General features: G+C 35.4%; 8 protein-coding genes and 2 pseudogenes. 2 read left to right on the plus strand and 8 right to left on the minus strand.

All coding sequences use genetic code 11. The features are described 5' to 3' along the window. Positions 1-164: 164 nt before the first annotated feature. Positions 165-941, plus strand: a pseudogene (locus H6G44_RS20790) (6-pyruvoyl trahydropterin synthase family protein); the annotation flags it as partial. A 45-nt stretch (positions 942-986) separates the two neighbouring features. Then, positions 987-1,379: pseudogene (locus tag H6G44_RS20795) on the plus strand (6-carboxytetrahydropterin synthase); the annotation flags it as partial. 177 nt (positions 1,380-1,556) lie between these two features. On the opposite strand, the gene H6G44_RS19955 reads toward H6G44_RS20795, so the two are convergent. From H6G44_RS19955 to H6G44_RS02735, 8 genes are all read right to left on the minus strand, one after another. Next, complete coding sequence (locus H6G44_RS19955) at positions 1,557-5,351, minus strand: DUF5672 family protein (RefSeq protein WP_242031652.1); 3,795 nt, start codon at positions 5,349-5,351, stop codon at positions 1,557-1,559. Continuing rightward, positions 5,348-5,827: a hypothetical protein gene (locus tag H6G44_RS02705; RefSeq protein ID WP_190385519.1), complete on the minus strand. Its 480-nt coding sequence runs from the start codon at positions 5,825-5,827 to the stop codon at positions 5,348-5,350. The genes H6G44_RS19955 and H6G44_RS02705 overlap by 4 nt, the downstream gene beginning before the upstream one ends. Before the next feature lie 13 nt (positions 5,828-5,840). Continuing rightward, positions 5,841-7,640 (minus strand): methyltransferase domain-containing protein, encoded by a 1,800-nt coding sequence (locus tag H6G44_RS19960; protein WP_199291723.1) that lies wholly within the window; start codon positions 7,638-7,640, stop codon positions 5,841-5,843. A gap of 324 nt (positions 7,641-7,964) precedes the next feature. Further along, positions 7,965-11,603, minus strand: coding sequence for an HsdR family type I site-specific deoxyribonuclease (locus tag H6G44_RS20130; protein ID WP_190385518.1), 3,639 nt, complete (start codon positions 11,601-11,603; stop codon positions 7,965-7,967). After that, positions 11,587-12,225, minus strand: a complete 639-nt coding sequence (locus H6G44_RS02720; protein ID WP_190385517.1) for an abortive infection family protein — start codon at positions 12,223-12,225, stop codon at positions 11,587-11,589. The genes H6G44_RS20130 and H6G44_RS02720 overlap by 17 nt, the downstream gene beginning before the upstream one ends. A gap of 59 nt (positions 12,226-12,284) precedes the next feature. Next, entirely contained in the window at positions 12,285-13,577 is a 1,293-nt protein-coding gene (locus H6G44_RS02725; RefSeq protein ID WP_190385516.1) for a restriction endonuclease subunit S, read from the minus strand. Between the two features lie 76 nt (positions 13,578-13,653). Then, positions 13,654-14,232, minus strand: coding sequence for a Uma2 family endonuclease (locus H6G44_RS02730; RefSeq protein ID WP_190385515.1), 579 nt, complete (start codon positions 14,230-14,232; stop codon positions 13,654-13,656). Beyond that, on the minus strand, positions 14,232-15,917 hold the full coding sequence (locus tag H6G44_RS02735; protein WP_242031651.1) for a class I SAM-dependent DNA methyltransferase: 1,686 nt from the start codon (positions 15,915-15,917) through the stop codon (positions 14,232-14,234). The genes H6G44_RS02730 and H6G44_RS02735 overlap by 1 nt, the downstream gene beginning before the upstream one ends. Between the last annotated feature and the right edge of the window lie 9 nt (positions 15,918-15,926).

Raw genomic sequence — 15,926 nt, forward strand, 5'->3', positions numbered from 1 at the left:
AATTCTTCATATTACTCATTATTAGTTTATCTTATCAAACAAGAGACTAAATATATATTATTAACCTCTGCCATTAAAATAAGAGACATAGAAGTAACAAATTGGTTTATACTGTAAACAGTAAAAGTTTAAGAAATATTAAATTCTCTGTTTTGAGTGTATTTATGCAATGTATTGTTAATCGTCGTGATCAGTTTTCAGCAATTTCTCGGTATTGGTTGCCAGAACTGAGTGAAATCGAGAATTTGCAAAAATTTGGTGCTTACTCGAAATTTCCTGGACACGGACACAACTATGTTTTATTCATATCCATGCTTGGGGAAATAGATGAGTATGGAATGGTGCTGAACCTGTCTGATGTGAAACACGTTATCAAAAGGGAAATTACTGGTCAACTAGATTTTTCCTATCTCAATGACGTGTGGACAGAATTTCAACCAACTCTCCCCAGTACGGAAAATATTGCCAGGGTGATTTGGCAACGTTTAGCACCTCACTTACCTTTGGTTCGTGTCCAGTTATTTGAAAATCCTCAACTTTGGGCAGATTATAGAGGAGAGGGAAAACAAGCTGATTTGACTATTAGAACTCATTTTAGCGCTGCTCACCGTCTAGCGCCTAACCTCAGTGCTGAAAAATATGGTAAGTATACCAACACCCACGGGCACAACTATCATCTAGAAGTGACTGTAGAGGGGGAAATAGATTCACGCACTGGTATGGTTGTAAATGTAGCCGCTTTAAATCAAGTAGTAGAAGATTATGTAGTTAAAATATTTGATCACTCTTGTTTAAATGATGATATTCCTTATTTTGCCGATATTGTGCCGACAACAGAGAATATTGCCCGTTACATTAGTAATCTACTAGAATCACCAATTGATGAATTGGGAGTGAAACTATCCAACGTTAAACTGTTTGAAAGTCATCAACTTTGGGCAGATTATACGGGTAATGATATGCAGGGTTATCTCAACATTAGCACTCACTTTAGCTCGGCTCACAGATTGGCTCACCCTGATTTGAGTTTACCAGAAAATACAGAAATTTATGGTAAATGCGCTCGTATAAATGGACATGGTCATAATTATCAATTAGAACTGACTGTTAAGGGAGAAATTGACCCCTCTACAGGGATGGTTATTGATTTAGGGGCTTTAAATCAGGTAATTACAGATTACATTGTTGAGCCATTTGATTACACTTTTTTAAATAAAGATATTCCTTTCTTTGCTAAAGTTGTACCAACTGCAGAAAATATTGCTCTTTATATTAGTAATACTTTGCGATCGCCTATTCAAGAATTAGGAGCGAAACTTTACAAAGTTAAACTCGTTGAAAGTCCCAATAACGCTTGCGAAATCTATATAACTGATTGATAATCATAACAAGATTTTGATCATCTCAGTATACAGCGTTTTCCGCACTGATGAGGTACAAAATTGAATCATCAAACTCTTGTGGTGCGGGCATTTTGCCCGCTAGATATATACCTTGTAAAATGGGGAAGTGCTATATTTAAAACTGAGATTATAGCAGTTCCCATGATCGTTTTCTTAGTTTCTATTCCCGTTGACAACTTCTTTATAAAATGCTTCTAGTCCCACTATACAAGCTTGATCATCAAATAGATAATTATGATTTTGACTCATCATTTCTGAAATACTATTTCGCCAATTTTTATCTATTCCTAATTTCACAGCAATATCAATATATTCTGCTTCATTTTTAGCAATAGTGTCTGTTACTCCTAGTAGTTTTAAAAAACTATCTGTATGACGGCCACGCATAAATTCCCCCGGACAAGTGACAATGGGAAGATTGCAAGCTATAGCTTCTAAGCTAGTGTTACCACCTGACCAAGTAAATGTGTCTAAGTAAACGTCTGAAAGCAAATTAATCATTACATAATCTAGTCGTGCTGGAATATTCAGGTGGACACAGTAATCTTCACTATTTAGCCCTACCGCAGCAAAAGCACGTTCTAAACGAGTCTTTAATACGGTACCTCGTAAAAAGACAAATTTAGCTTGAGAGACGCGACTAGCAATTTCTGCTAATATGAAATCGTATTGGGGTAAGTATTTAAAAGGTGCTTGACAACATAAATAAATTATATCATTATCACTTAAACCGTAATTTGAACGAGTTTTAACAACTGGGGGAATATAAGGTTCGGGGTAAGCAACACCAATATTAGGTAATAAAATCAATTTTTCTGAATAATGTTCTTGAGCATTTTCTCCTTCCATTAATTGGCTAGATAAAAAATAATCAATTGTTGGTAAACCTGTGGTTACAGGGTGTCCCCAAGCTGTACATTGTACAGGTGCAAGTCGCAACCCTGCCATTTGCATGGTTGGTGCATCCATACCAATTTCAGGATATACTAAAATGTGTAGTTTATCAGTCATTATCTGTTGACAAACTGCTGGTAAATTCCCAGGAATATGATAGAAAAAATCGCTATATTCTTGAAATTTTTCAGTAATTGGATCTGGTTGATTACCTGTGTAGTAACAGTAAATTTCAAAGTTATCATGATCACAGTATTTTAACCAACCAGTTAACCACAGTGTTCCGCTATAAGAATGTAGATAGTTAGAAGCATAACCGATGCGGATTTTATGATTTTCTTTGAGAGGAGGCATTAATAATGGCATACTCCACTGAGGATAATTAGCTTTCATAATTTGATGAAGCCAATTACCATATTGAGATTGTAAAACTAGAACATTATCTGCTTGATAAGGAAGATAAAAGTTTGTCCAACAACTGGTAGCAATGAGGGTATTTTGTTGGTCTTCAATATTATTGAGGGGAATATTATTAATTAAATTATCAAGTCCTTGCTTAAATCTTTTTCGGTAAGCATCAATTTCTTCTACTTGATCATAAACACTAGGTAAGAGAAGATTAAAAAGTAATTGAAATGTGCGATTATTAGGTAAGTTTTCTAAAGCTATATTAGCAGCCCTAATTGCCTCTTGAATACGTCCACTCATTTGATAATTAACAATTACAGTGAAGTGAAGTTTTACATCAAGTGGATATAGTTTAATTCCTGCTTGAAGAACAGCAAAACATTGTTCAAGAAGATTAAGTTGTCTGAAACATTCGCTAAAACTCCAGTAAAATTCAGGATTACCTATTTGAATTTGTTGGAATTTTTGATATTGTATAATTGCTTCTTGATACTTGCTTTGAAAAAATAAGCTATTTCCTAGTTGAAAAAAAAACTGTTCTGCACTTGCTTCTTTTAAATTTTCCAGAGAATATAAAGGAATTTGCTCTACTTGTTTGTTGACAATTACCTTTTGATTTTCATGTTGTAAAGAAACTCTCGCATTAATACGAGGAATTAAATTTTGCCACTGAATTTCATTCAAATCAATGACTAAAGAAATTGTTAATTCCTCAGTTATATCTATTTCTGCTTCCATCATGAGATTCATAGCTATAGCCGCTAGAACAATATCCGCTTCTTCTGCGGAAGTATCCCCAACATCAATTAAAAGTGTAATTTTACTTTTATGATTTGCTAAAATTTGAATAACTTGCTGTAATTCCCAGCCTAAATTATCTTCATCTACTGACCAATCTGGGAAAATAACTATATTAATTTCTTGTAATTTCAAGTCATTTATCAGGTTGCTGTTTTGGTATTTTTCCGAATTAAAATATCTATACCAGTCTTGCGATAATTTATTTAAGACAGAGATAACATGAGGTTTTCCATGAAATCCAAAGGTGTTTTCCCAAGAGAAGTTTTCAATTTCTTCTATAGTTTGCTCAAAACTAAATTTAATAGCCACTTCTAAAGGTGCAAATTTAATACCTTGATCTTTAAACCATTCATAAAAATATTGACAGATAATCAAATCTTCTGATAATTCTGATAATGAAGATGTTTTTGTATGATCAAAATCTAACTTTGAGCATACTTCTAATAGTTTTTTACTTCTTAAAGAAAAACCACCATTACCTACTCTATTTTTATTTAAGTCAAGTATATCTACTGTCTGACCTTGGGGGTTAACTAAATGAGATTGATTACGCCAAGGTGCGCCAATATAATCATAATTTAAAAATTCCTCTGACCACAACTGAGGATTGATAATAAAACCATCTCCTTGTGTAACTAGGCAAAATTCAGTCTCTATAAATGAATTAAGCTCTTTGATTATAAATCTGCTATATTCAACTAAATTCTTGATAGGATGAATTTTAATAATTTCTAATTGGGGAAAAAGTTCCAAATAACTTTGATCAATTTCCTCAGATGTAAAGAACAATACTCTATTAAAGTTTGCGTTTAAATTGGAAATTACTAAACTTAGTAAAGTAAGTTCTATCTCTACGGAAGATATGGTGACTAGAGTTATATTTTGGAGATTGATTTTATTTGTATTTTTATCCAGTAAATGAATAGCATTATTCAATAATTCTGTGATATTAATAGTCTGTTGTGTTTTAGCTAAAGATCCACTATAAAAAGTTCTTTCAGTAAAATTATCTGCTTGGGTATCTCTGACTATGAAAGGAGGATGTTTTAAAGGAAACTGCATTTCTTCAACTGGTATATTAGCTAAAATACTATTTGTATCTGTTGCATGAGTTCCTTCTTTTCCAAAACCAATATTAGAAACTAAATTGATATTTGGTAAAACACTTAAACCTTGATTTATATAACAAGCAAATAACCAAGGATAATCCCAGGTATCAAAACCTTCATACATACCTTGGAAAGTTGCTGACCAATATCTAAATGCTTGTTCATCTTGGAGAATATCAAATAGCCAATTTTCATTTTTAACTAGAGGCCAAAGCTCCATAGTATCATCATAATATTGCCATGCTCTTTTCCAAGTAGCCCATCCCCAACAATGATTATAACGAGAAAAATAATAACTATAATTTCGTCTTTTTTGTCCAAACTGAAGATTTTGTCCAGAAACTAACATGATTTTGGTATTATGACGATACTCTTCTAATAATTCTTCACAAAAGCGAAAGAAACTAGGATCAGGGAGACAATCATCTTCTAAAATAATTGCTTCTTCAACTTGAGAAAATACCCAATCTAGTCCAGTATAAATTCTCTTTCTACAACCTAAATTAACATCAGAGTAATTAGTTAATACTTCACACTTCCAGTCAACTTGATGAATAATTGCTCTAGTAGCAAGACACTTTTCTTGTTCTCCAATTTTATTCGCTCTTGCACCATCAGCAATAACCAATAATTTGGGAGGTTTAGCTTCACGAATTTTTTCAAAAACTCGCTGAGTTACATCGGGACGGTTAAAAATGATAAAACATACTGGAGTTTTTAATTGCCATTTACTCATGAACTTTTACCTTTTAAATTGCAATTACGGGACTGGTAATTTGAAAACATGATCTTCACAGCTAGTGCAGCACTTTTTAATTCTTCTAAAGAAAAAGCAGGTATCTGTTCTAATCCTATTTGATTAATAAGTTCTTTGTTTTCATTTTCTACAATAACTCTAGAATACAAATGTGGCAATATACCTTTATATTCTTCTAATGAATTAATTTTTAGCAAATTAAATTCTGGTGAATTATTATCATCACTTTCTAAATTTTGATCGTAGCAAATATTTAGCAATACATCTGCTAATAAAAATTGTGCATCTTCTAAATCTATGTTGTTAGTATCAATTAGTAGATTTATTACACTAGTGTTTGGATGATTGATAATAGTTTTACATACTTTTACCAACTCTTCAAATATTATATCTCTAGATTGATTCCAATTTGGAAAGATTATTAAATTTATATCTTTTAAATTTAGCTCAAGCATTAAATTTTCCTTTTTAAATTGCAATTACAGGACTGGTAATTTGAAAACATGATCTTCCTAAACAAGAGCGTTTTTCGCTAGGTAATCCTCCTCTTGACAAAAGATTAACATCTTTAAAGAAGATGGAAGTACAGTTTTTATAAAGGTAACTAGGAATCATTCCATAAAAATCAATCCTGATAAATCCAGATGCTTGTAATTTTTCCACACCTGGTGCGTGTCTGTGATCATCTGTATTATCAAAAATGATAAATCCTTGATTTTTAACTTTGGATATAGCAAATTCTGCACATTGATTTCTATTGCTACCATCAACAATAATTACATCAAAGGAATGATCTTCATATTGATTAATAGCAGAAGCATATTTTAAATCATCTTCAATCAAATATAGTTCTACATTTGAAGGCATATTTTCTTTGATATATCCAAACCAGTTTGCATCACTTTCTATAGAAATTACTTGTGTTACTCTTTCCGACCACCAAAGAGACGAATTCCCACTACCATATTCAAAAATACGAAAATCACTATCTATTTTATTTTCAATAAATTCTATAGCAGGATAAGTGTACCAAGGAATAGGTTTTGCTTCTTGATTAATAGGTTTCCCTGAATATAAAGAATTTAACCATCCAGAAGTCTGTAAATAATTAATACCTGGCGGTAAATTTCTGGAAATTTCTTGCCAATCATTAGCTAATATTAAGCTATGAGCTAAGGGTATTAAGCCAGTTTCAGAAAATTGAGGATTTTCAATGATTGTTTGTTTAAATAATTCTATGGCTTCAGGAAATTTTTGTTCAGCAAATTTTTGATAAGCTTTGGATAAACTACTTTCTTGTTGTTGTGACTGTGTATTTGGTAAATTATCTAATAGTTGTGATTTCTCTACAGCTAGTGCAGCACTTTTTAATTTTTCTACAGAAAAAGCAGGTATCTGTTCTAATCCTATTTGATTAATAAGTTCTTTGTTTTCATTTTCTAAAATAATTCTAGAGTGTAAAATTGGCAATAAACCTTTATATTCTTCTGGTGAATTTGTTTTTAATAAATTAAATTCTGGAGAGTTATCATTATTAGCTTCTATATTTTCCTCATAGCAAAGATTTAGTAAGACATCTGCTAATAAAAATTGTGTATCTTCGAGATTGGTATTTTGGGTATCAATAAGTAAGGTGATCTCTCTACTTTTAGGATGGTCAATAATAGCTTGACATAAATTTACCAATTGTTCAAATATTACCTCCATAGATTGACTCCAATCTGGAAATATAATTAGATTAATATTTCTTAAATTTAGTGGATAATTATTTTCTTCTGATTTTATAGCTTTTAATACAGCATGAACATGAATCACTTGATTTCCCGAATTTTTCTCATCAATGCTAACAATACTAAATTCCCCTTTAAAACCATAATGACTTTGACAACCTGCTAAATAAGGAGGAAATTCTTGGCAATAATACATAAAGGAATTAATATTCCAAAAACTGACATGGGTAGGATCTTGAAATGCTCCTCTGCCATCAGTTGATGGTACACTAATGTCAACTATTCCATCTGGCTTTAATATTCTCCATATTTCATTCATTGTGTGGATTCTATCAGGCAGATGCTCAATAATATCATGTGCTTTAAGAAAATCAACACTATTATCTGGAAATGGAAAATAACCATTCAAATTAGCAATAACATCTACACCATCAGCAGTAACTACATCTACGCCTATAAAACCTTCAGCTTTATGAGTTCCACATCCTAAATCTATACAAATTAGTTTCGATGAAGCTGATAAGTTAGAATTATCCATAATGTCAATTTCTTTTTTTATATTATCAAGTTGTTGTTGATCTGACTGGATTTAATTTTACCAACTTCTCCACCAAAGCGATCGCTTGCTTAACACCATAACCCCCTCAATTACCCCTACTTAGTAGAGAGTACCCACAATTTCCAAAAATCTATCACTTTCTATATAGACGGACGTTTATTTTCACAAATCTTTACAATTGACATGAAAATACAGCATTTTTATTTTTAAAGTACCACACCTAAATATCTAAACGGTTTATGGGACAAGAATTGAATTTACATCCCCTACCTAGTTTATTATACAATCCAATCATACTATTCTTTACTGTTGTGTGGAAATCTCAAATTCAGTAAAAACTTTGGCTTGTTCTAAAACCAGTTCCATTGCTAGGGCTTCCATATCGGGGGGATAGCCATATTTACGCAGCAGCCGCTTAACAGCAATCTTCATCCGAGAGCGCACACTTTCCTTGAGATTCCAGTCAATAGAGGCGTTTTGGCGGATTTTCTCCACTAGAACAATTGCTAATTCCCGCAGCTTATCAACACCCATAATATCCTGGGCACTCTGGTTTTGGGAGAGGGCATCATAAAAGGCCAATTCAAAAGGTTCTAATCCTAGTTCTTCACCTCTAGCATCAGCAGCTTTGGTGTCTTTTGCCAGTTCCAGCAGTGCTTCTAAAACATCTGTCACACTGATAACTTGGTTACGATAGCGGCGCAGGGTATCTTCCAACATTTCCGAGAGTTTGCGACTTTGGACAATATTTGTCTGACTGCGGGTTTTTACCTCATCCTTGAGTAATTTTTGTAGCAGTTCCACCGCCAGATTTTGATGTTCCATCCCCCGCACTTCTGCCATAAATTCATTGGAGATGATGGAAATATCAGGGTTTTTAATTCCTGCTTCATCAAAAATGTTAATTACAGCATTGGATACCAAAGCCTGATCTACAACTTGACGAATGGCGGTTTCGATATCTCGATGGTTGAGTTTACTATTACCACTGCTTTCTAGTTTTCTGAGGCTGGCTTGAATGGCTTGGAAAAAGGAGATAGTTTCCGAGGCGGCGAGCGCTTCATGGTGAGGAACAGCCAGAGAATGGGCTTTTGATAGGGCGTTAACTTCTGTCAAAAATCTATCTTTGATAGTCGGTGTAGCTACATAGTTAACGGCATTTTTAAGGATATTGAGTTTTTCGCTGGTGTCAGTGTGAAAATAATGCTGATAGGCAAAGCCTGACATGATTTGTTCAACTATTTCTAGTTTGGCTAGAAGTATGCCCACAGCCACATCTTGATCTAGGGTTAATGCCCCTTTTCCGCCACTTTGAGCATAGAAGGATAGGGCTTTTTTGAGTTCAGCAGCCAGTCCCAAATAGTCTACAATTAGTCCCCCTGTTTTTTCAAAATAGACGCGGTTAATGCGGGCGATCGCTTGCATTAAATTATGACTTTTCAGTGGTTTGTCAATATACATGGTATGCAGACATGGGGCATCAAAGCCTGTCAGCCACATATCGCAGACTATGGCTAATTCTAGGGAGTTTTCCGGGTCTTTGAGGCGTTGGGCGAGGGTTTGCCGTTCACCTTTACTGGTGTGATGTTTAACTAAATTACCATCATCAGATGCGGAGGTAGTCATGACAACTTTGATTTTGCCCAAGTTAATATCTAGATTGTGCCAATCTGGGCGGAGTTGAATAATAGCAGCATAGAGATTAACAGCAATTAAGCGGCTCATGGTGACAATCATGGCTTTGCCCTTATTTACCTGTTGTCGTGCTTCAAAGTGGGTAACGATATCTTGGGCAATCTGTTGTAATCGTTGCGTAGAACCGACAATTGCTTCTAATTGAGTTTGGTTAGCTTTGGCTTTTTGAGTAGTGCTGAGGTCTTCATAGCTGAGGTCTTCGTCTAGTTCATCTAAAAGTTGTCTCCCGGCTGCGTCTAAATCCACTGGGACTAAGCGGCTTTCGTAATAAATCGGCACTGTAGCCCCATCGGCGACCGCTTGGGAGATGTCGTAGATATCAATATAATTACCGAAAATGGCGGGAGTGTTTTTGTCCGTTTGTTCTACGGGTGTGCCGGTAAAGCCGACAAAGGTAGCATGAGGTAAAGCCTGTCGAATATATTTGGCAAAGCCGTATTTGGTGCGTTTACCAATTATATTACCTTCAGTATCAAGGACATTAACTTGTTTAGCTGTGAACCCGTATTGGCTGCGGTGGGCTTCATCCGCTAGGACAATGATATTCGGGCGGGGGCTAATTTGGGGATAAAGAGTTTCGCCGTCAGCAGGGGAAAATTTCTGGACAGTGGTGAAAATGATACCGCCTGAGTTGGTGTTGAGCAATTCCCGCACCTGATCTCGATTTTCTGCTTGTTGGGGGTCTTGTCTGAGGAGTTGTTGACAACCAGCAAAGGTATCAAATAGTTGATCATCTAAATCATTGCGGTCTGTCAACATGACAATGGTGGGGTTCTGGAGGTGGGGATTTAAAACCAGTTTTCCGGCTAGAAATACCATTGATAAGGATTTACCGCTGCCTTGAGTGTGCCATATAACACCGCCTTTACCCGTGCCTTCTGTAGTATGAGATATTTGATGAGCGATCGCATTCAACACCATTTCCGTATCATTGTATATAGACTGATTAGGAAATCTTAAAACCGTATTACCTAGAGATTTGAGATAGCAATCACGATCCTCATCCCGCTGTTTTTGTTTCGGTGTATTGTGAATACCACCATCTAATTCAATAATCAAACGGTATTCGTGGCAATAAAAATCAACAATATAGTTACCAATTTGGTGTTGTCGCCGAAATTTCAAATCTAAAAAACGCTTTCCTCTCACCAATTCCCAAAAAATACTCTCTGCCGGAGTTTGATTTTTTCTTAATTCCCGAACTCTTTCTATTAAAGTCGTAATATTTAATCCTCCGCGATAGTTAGCCCTCTCCCTAAATCCCTCTTCCACTGGGAGAGGGACTTTGAGATTTTTGTCCCTAATTCGCTTCTTGTCCCCCTCCCCTTGGGAGGGGTTAGGGGAGGGCTTCTTACACACCCCAATAATAGACTGAATGGCTTTATTAACGGCGTAATATTGATGATAGGCGGCGATTTTTTTAACTGTGGTAATGCTAACAATATCTGTTTTTAAGTCTGTGGTTTTGGACTTTTCAAACACAGTAAAATGGCGAATTAAATCTAGTAAAGTTTGCTTATTGAGTAAGCCATTGGTTAAAATTTCTAGTTCATTGATTTCTGGATTTTGCCTATTTCCCTCACCTGCTAAGGGAGGTACTTTCCACGTCAAAAAGCGGTTAAAGCCAGCCGTAAGTGAACCAGCACGGGCAAAAAGTCCATCGGAAATTACTAATAGGGCGTTATAGGTAAATAGGCTGGGGATTCTCTGTTTATAGGTTTGCAGTTGGTTATAGGCGGCGTTGAGATTGGCTTTTTCATCAACGGCGTTTTTTAGTTCAATGACGACGAGGGGTAAGCCGTTAATAAATAAGACGATATCGGGGCGGTGGTTATGATTATCTTCAATGACTGTAAATTGATTTACTGCCAGAAATTCGTTATTTTCCGGGTGTTCCCAGTCAATTAATTGCACGGGTTCGCCTCTGGTTTGGCCGTCTTTTTGATATTCTACGGTAATGCCTTCTGTGAGGTATTTATGAAATATTTCGTTGTTGTTGAGTAAGTCGGAACTGGCGATATTAAATATTTCCCGTTGTGCCTGATATTGGGCATCATGGGGAATTGATGGGTTTAGAATAGAGATTGCATGACTAAGACGATTTGTAAGAATGACATCGCTGTAAACTTGTCGTTCTGGTTTTTCAGCATTGGGAGCAATATCAACGCCATGTTTGTATTCAAAACCTAAGTTCTCTAACAAACTTATTAAAAAAATTTCTATTTTTTCTTCAGTTAGTTTGCTCATTTACCACCTCTAAATATTTTCGATATTCGTCTTTATAAGCAGTTTTATCTATTGCAAATAATGCTTCACTGGTAGCATAGGAGATTTTGGCAATTTCAATATAGCCATACTCATTATCTATATAATCATTAAAATCTTGCATTTCTTCAAACCTAAATTCATTCTCTCCCTTTTTTCTAGGATGCTCTATTTCGTAAAATTCAATTAAAAAACAGGCTATAGTTTCTGCTGAATTAATCAGAAATAATGCAGTTATTGAATCAATTTTTTGAGTTTTATCGAATAAACTTTTACCATGAGAACTTTCATCTATGTAATTTCTTAGCTCTCCTAGATTATGGATAGATGTTACTAGTGCATTACCAAATAGACTGATTTTATCAGGATTTTCAATGTTAAATGAGTGAATTGTTTTTTTCGCCAATTTATTAATATTGTCATTTCTATCATATTCTACTTTTTCGTGATCTAAAATAGTTTTACAAATGGACTCTAAAAGTGATTTGGTAGAGCCTATAGCTGCTGTAATATCGTTGTCTATTTGATATTCAATTCTAATAATATAATTTGATAGATTTGTCCATCTACTATAATTATTTATAAGTTCTTTTAATCTATCCATTACAAACTCCACATTTATCTGTTAAAACAACTTTTTTTATGGTTTTCATAGATTATCTATCACTTTACGCGGAGTTGTCCACTCATTAATTTAGGTAATAGGGTATCACGGGTTTTAGTTAGGGTTTGGATTTGTTTTTGATTAGAACTTGTTTTCAAGAATAGAGGACAGCATAATTTTTGATAATTTTTAATTGTTTGAATATCTGGAATAGATAACTGATAATTTGAAATAACATCATTTGGTATTCTTTGACGACCAGATGAACCAGTCATATTTTTAACAGCAAAATCTCGAAAATATGGACTACGGGCAAGAGGATATACATATTCAGGACAACAATTTTCTTTTGCTCTTAAAACTATAAATTCGGTTGATCCAAAAGCCAATTCATCATCATCTAAGATACTTACAAAAGCTGTTTTTCCATTTTCTAAACAAGGTGTAATTCTTGCTAGTAATGTATCTTGATTTCTAAATTTGCTCCCCGATGTAAATTCTCTAGTTACATAATCTGTAATTTCCATACTAGAAGTAGATAATGCTCTCATATCTACATATTTTATAATTTCACCATTCTTAATTGTTTCTTTCGGATTTACTGTTATTAATTCTTCCAACTTCCCAACACGCCAACCTTCGGGAATATCGCCTAACTCTGAGGGAGACATCGCACCACCAGATGATTTATAGGGTTTACCGTCTGCGTTGGGGAACTCGAAATCTATAAACCAATGCTTAAATAGAGTTTGGGCGATTTGTTCTAGAGTTTCATTTTGTCGCCTCAAGTTCTCAATTTTCGCATCAAGACAAGATAAAATAGAAACGATTTCTTCTTGTTCTTTTAAAGGAGCTATGGGTAGTTTAAGATTAATTAAATCTACACCTGTAATTCCAGAAACAGCAACTTGTCTTAAAATAGTTTTTAATAAATATTTACCAAATTTCGATGTAAATAAATAGAAAAGATATTCTGATTTTGCTTTTTTCTGATTTGGTCTAGCACGGATAATTGAAGATTCAAAAGTTAATGGTTCTTTTTGAGATAAAACTAATGTACATTTTCCTGCACCTTCAGCCACAAGTGATCTTCTAGCAAAAAGAAGATCATCTTTTAAAACAGATGATTTTTGTAGCTCGTCTTCTGTTAATTCAATGCGCGACATTTCGATATCAGGAAGTTTATCAAAAGCGAACATCTCGCCCATATTTACAACTCTTGTTCCTTTGCCATGATATTCTTTAGATTTATAAATTCCATTTCTTGTTGGCTCAGATAAAATTTGTTTAAAAGGTATATAATCCCAATCTTTAGGAATTAAACCTATTTCTGTTTCTTTCCAATCACTCATAACTCAAACTGCACCTTTAATAAATATCCTTAAAGCAATCCTGACTCATTCCCAAACTGATAGAAATACTAGCGATTTATCCTAATTCCTCAAAAACAATATCCTCATAAACCGACTCAATGGGAAAACTTAAATCAATACTTCTTAGCTCGATATTATCCCCAGACTGATAATTAAAAATCTCCCAATTACCGATATCATTCTTGCGGTATAAATCAATCGCTATTTTCTCAGCATCAACCAAAACATAATCTTGCAAACTAGGATTGCGACGATACAATCTAAACTTATCCCCTCTGTCATAACTGGCTGTACTGGGAGATAAAACCTCAACAATTAGACAGGGATATTGAATGGCTTCAATTGCAGTCCTATCTCTCTCGTCGCAAGTAACGCTCACATCAGGATAAACATAATCTTTCGTTTCCAAAATATTTACACGACAATCGGAATTACCAACCTGACAACCACCGCCCCGTAAATGACCTTTAACAATGAAAATAATATTACTAGCAATTCGGCCATGATTTTGAGTTCCCCCACTCATGGCGTAAAGTTCACCATTAAGATACTCATGGCGAAGCAGTTGTTTTTCTTCCCAGAGAAAATATTCTTCGGGTGTTAATTTAGGAAACTTATCTTTGATAGCAACCATTATTTCACCTCCAAAGAAAACCCAACCTTAGCTAACTGTATTTTAATCTCCGCATCCAAAGCCAAACCCTCATTCATCTGCACCGCTAAATCAGCCGTTAAAGCCCCCATTTTCTCATCAAAGCTTACCCCATCCTCCACCTCATCAGGAATACCCACATACCGCCCTGGAGTCAACACAAAATTATGCTTTTCGATTTCAGCTAAATTAGCCGACTTACAAAAACCCTTAATATCGCGGTAGGGACTTTCCCTCTCCCTCACAGATACTTCCTCATTCCTGTCCCCCTCCCCCTGGGAGGGGCTAGGGGAGGGTCTCTTCCACCTATGGTAAGTATCAGCAATCTTGCTAATCTCAGCTTCCGTAAAAGCCCGACTACTGCGATTCACCATATAACCCAACTCGGAAGCATCAATAAACAATACCTCACCGTGTCTATCCCTGTTTTTATTGCCGTTCTTATACCGACTGAGAAACCACAAGCAAGCAGGAATACCTGTATTATAAAAAAGCTGGGTTGGCAACATGACAATACAATCTACCAAATCCTTCTGCACTAAAGCTTTGCGAATATCTCCTTCACCGCTGGTATTTGAGGACAGCGAACCATTGGATAAGACAAAACCCGCCGAACCTGTGGGCGCTAAGTGGTAAATGAAATGGGATACCCAAGCAAAATTGGCATTTCCCTCTGGAGGAACAAGATCCTTATCTAGCCAGCGGCCATCATTTCGCAATAAATCACCACCCCAATCACTATCGTTAAAGGGAGGATTAGCAATGACAAAATCCGCTTTTAAGTCTTTGTGAGCATCATTGAGAAATGAACCTTCAGGATTCCACTTAATATTTGAGCCGTCAATGCCTCTAATTGCCAAATTCATCCGGCACAATTTATAGGTGGTCTCGTTGCTTTCCTGCCCATAAATTGAGATATCATCCAAACGCCCTTGGTGATTTTTGATAAATTTCTCACTCTGGACAAACATTCCTCCAGAACCACAACAGGGGTCAAAAACCCGCCCATTGTAAGGTTCGAGAATTTCTACCAATAAGCGGACAATGCTTTCTGGAGTGTAAAACTGTCCGCCTTTTTTACCTTCAGCTAGGGCAAACTGTCCTAAGAAATATTCATAAACCCGCCCTAATACATCCTGTGCCTGTGCTTCGGCATCCCCTAGAGTAATTGAACCAATTAAATCAATTAATCCACCTAAGGACTTTTGATCTAATTTCTGCTGTCCATAGACTTTGGGTAAAATCCCTTTTAAGCGTTTGATGTTTTGCTGTTCGATAGCTTCCATAGCTTCATCAACCAATTTGCCAATAGTTGGCTGTTTGGCCTGTGCCTGGAGAGATGGCCACCGTGCGGTTACTGGCACAAAAAACACATTTTCTGCTGAATATTCTTCTGGATCTTCGGGATTAGCTCCTTCGTATTCTCCCTCACCTGCAATCAGTTTTTGGTGCAATTCTTCAAAGGCATCGGAGATATATTTGAGAAAAATTAAGCCTAAGACAATGTGCTTGTACTCGGCAGCATCAATATTTTTGCGGAGTTTATCGGCGGTTTTCCAGAGTTTTTGTTCAAATGACTCGGAGTTATTCGGCTTTGCTGCTTTTTCTGCCATTTTATCCTTGGTTTTCTTGTCCTTAATTTCGGGAAATACATCCCACCAATCCAAAATATCATT

Origin of the sequence: Aphanizomenon flos-aquae FACHB-1287, assembly GCF_014698755.1 — a bacterium.
In the GTDB taxonomy this organism is placed as follows: Bacteria; Cyanobacteriota; Cyanobacteriia; order Cyanobacteriales; family Nostocaceae; genus Dolichospermum; species Dolichospermum flosaquae.

What these genes read in the sequence shown, in the direction of transcription:
- H6G44_RS19955 (WP_242031652.1), bottom strand. Translation starts at nt 5,351, where the DNA reads ATGAGTAAATGGCAATTAAAAACTCCAGTATGTTTTATCATTTTTAAC.
- H6G44_RS02705 (WP_190385519.1), bottom strand. Translation starts at nt 5,827, where the DNA reads ATGCTTGAGCTAAATTTAAAAGATATAAATTTAATAATCTTTCCAAAT.
- H6G44_RS19960 (WP_199291723.1), bottom strand. Translation starts at nt 7,640, where the DNA reads ATGGATAATTCTAACTTATCAGCTTCATCGAAACTAATTTGTATAGAT.
- H6G44_RS20130 (WP_190385518.1), bottom strand. Translation starts at nt 11,603, where the DNA reads ATGAGCAAACTAACTGAAGAAAAAATAGAAATTTTTTTAATAAGTTTG.
- H6G44_RS02720 (WP_190385517.1), bottom strand. Translation starts at nt 12,225, where the DNA reads ATGGATAGATTAAAAGAACTTATAAATAATTATAGTAGATGGACAAAT.
- H6G44_RS02725 (WP_190385516.1), bottom strand. Translation starts at nt 13,577, where the DNA reads ATGAGTGATTGGAAAGAAACAGAAATAGGTTTAATTCCTAAAGATTGG.
- H6G44_RS02730 (WP_190385515.1), bottom strand. Translation starts at nt 14,232, where the DNA reads ATGGTTGCTATCAAAGATAAGTTTCCTAAATTAACACCCGAAGAATAT.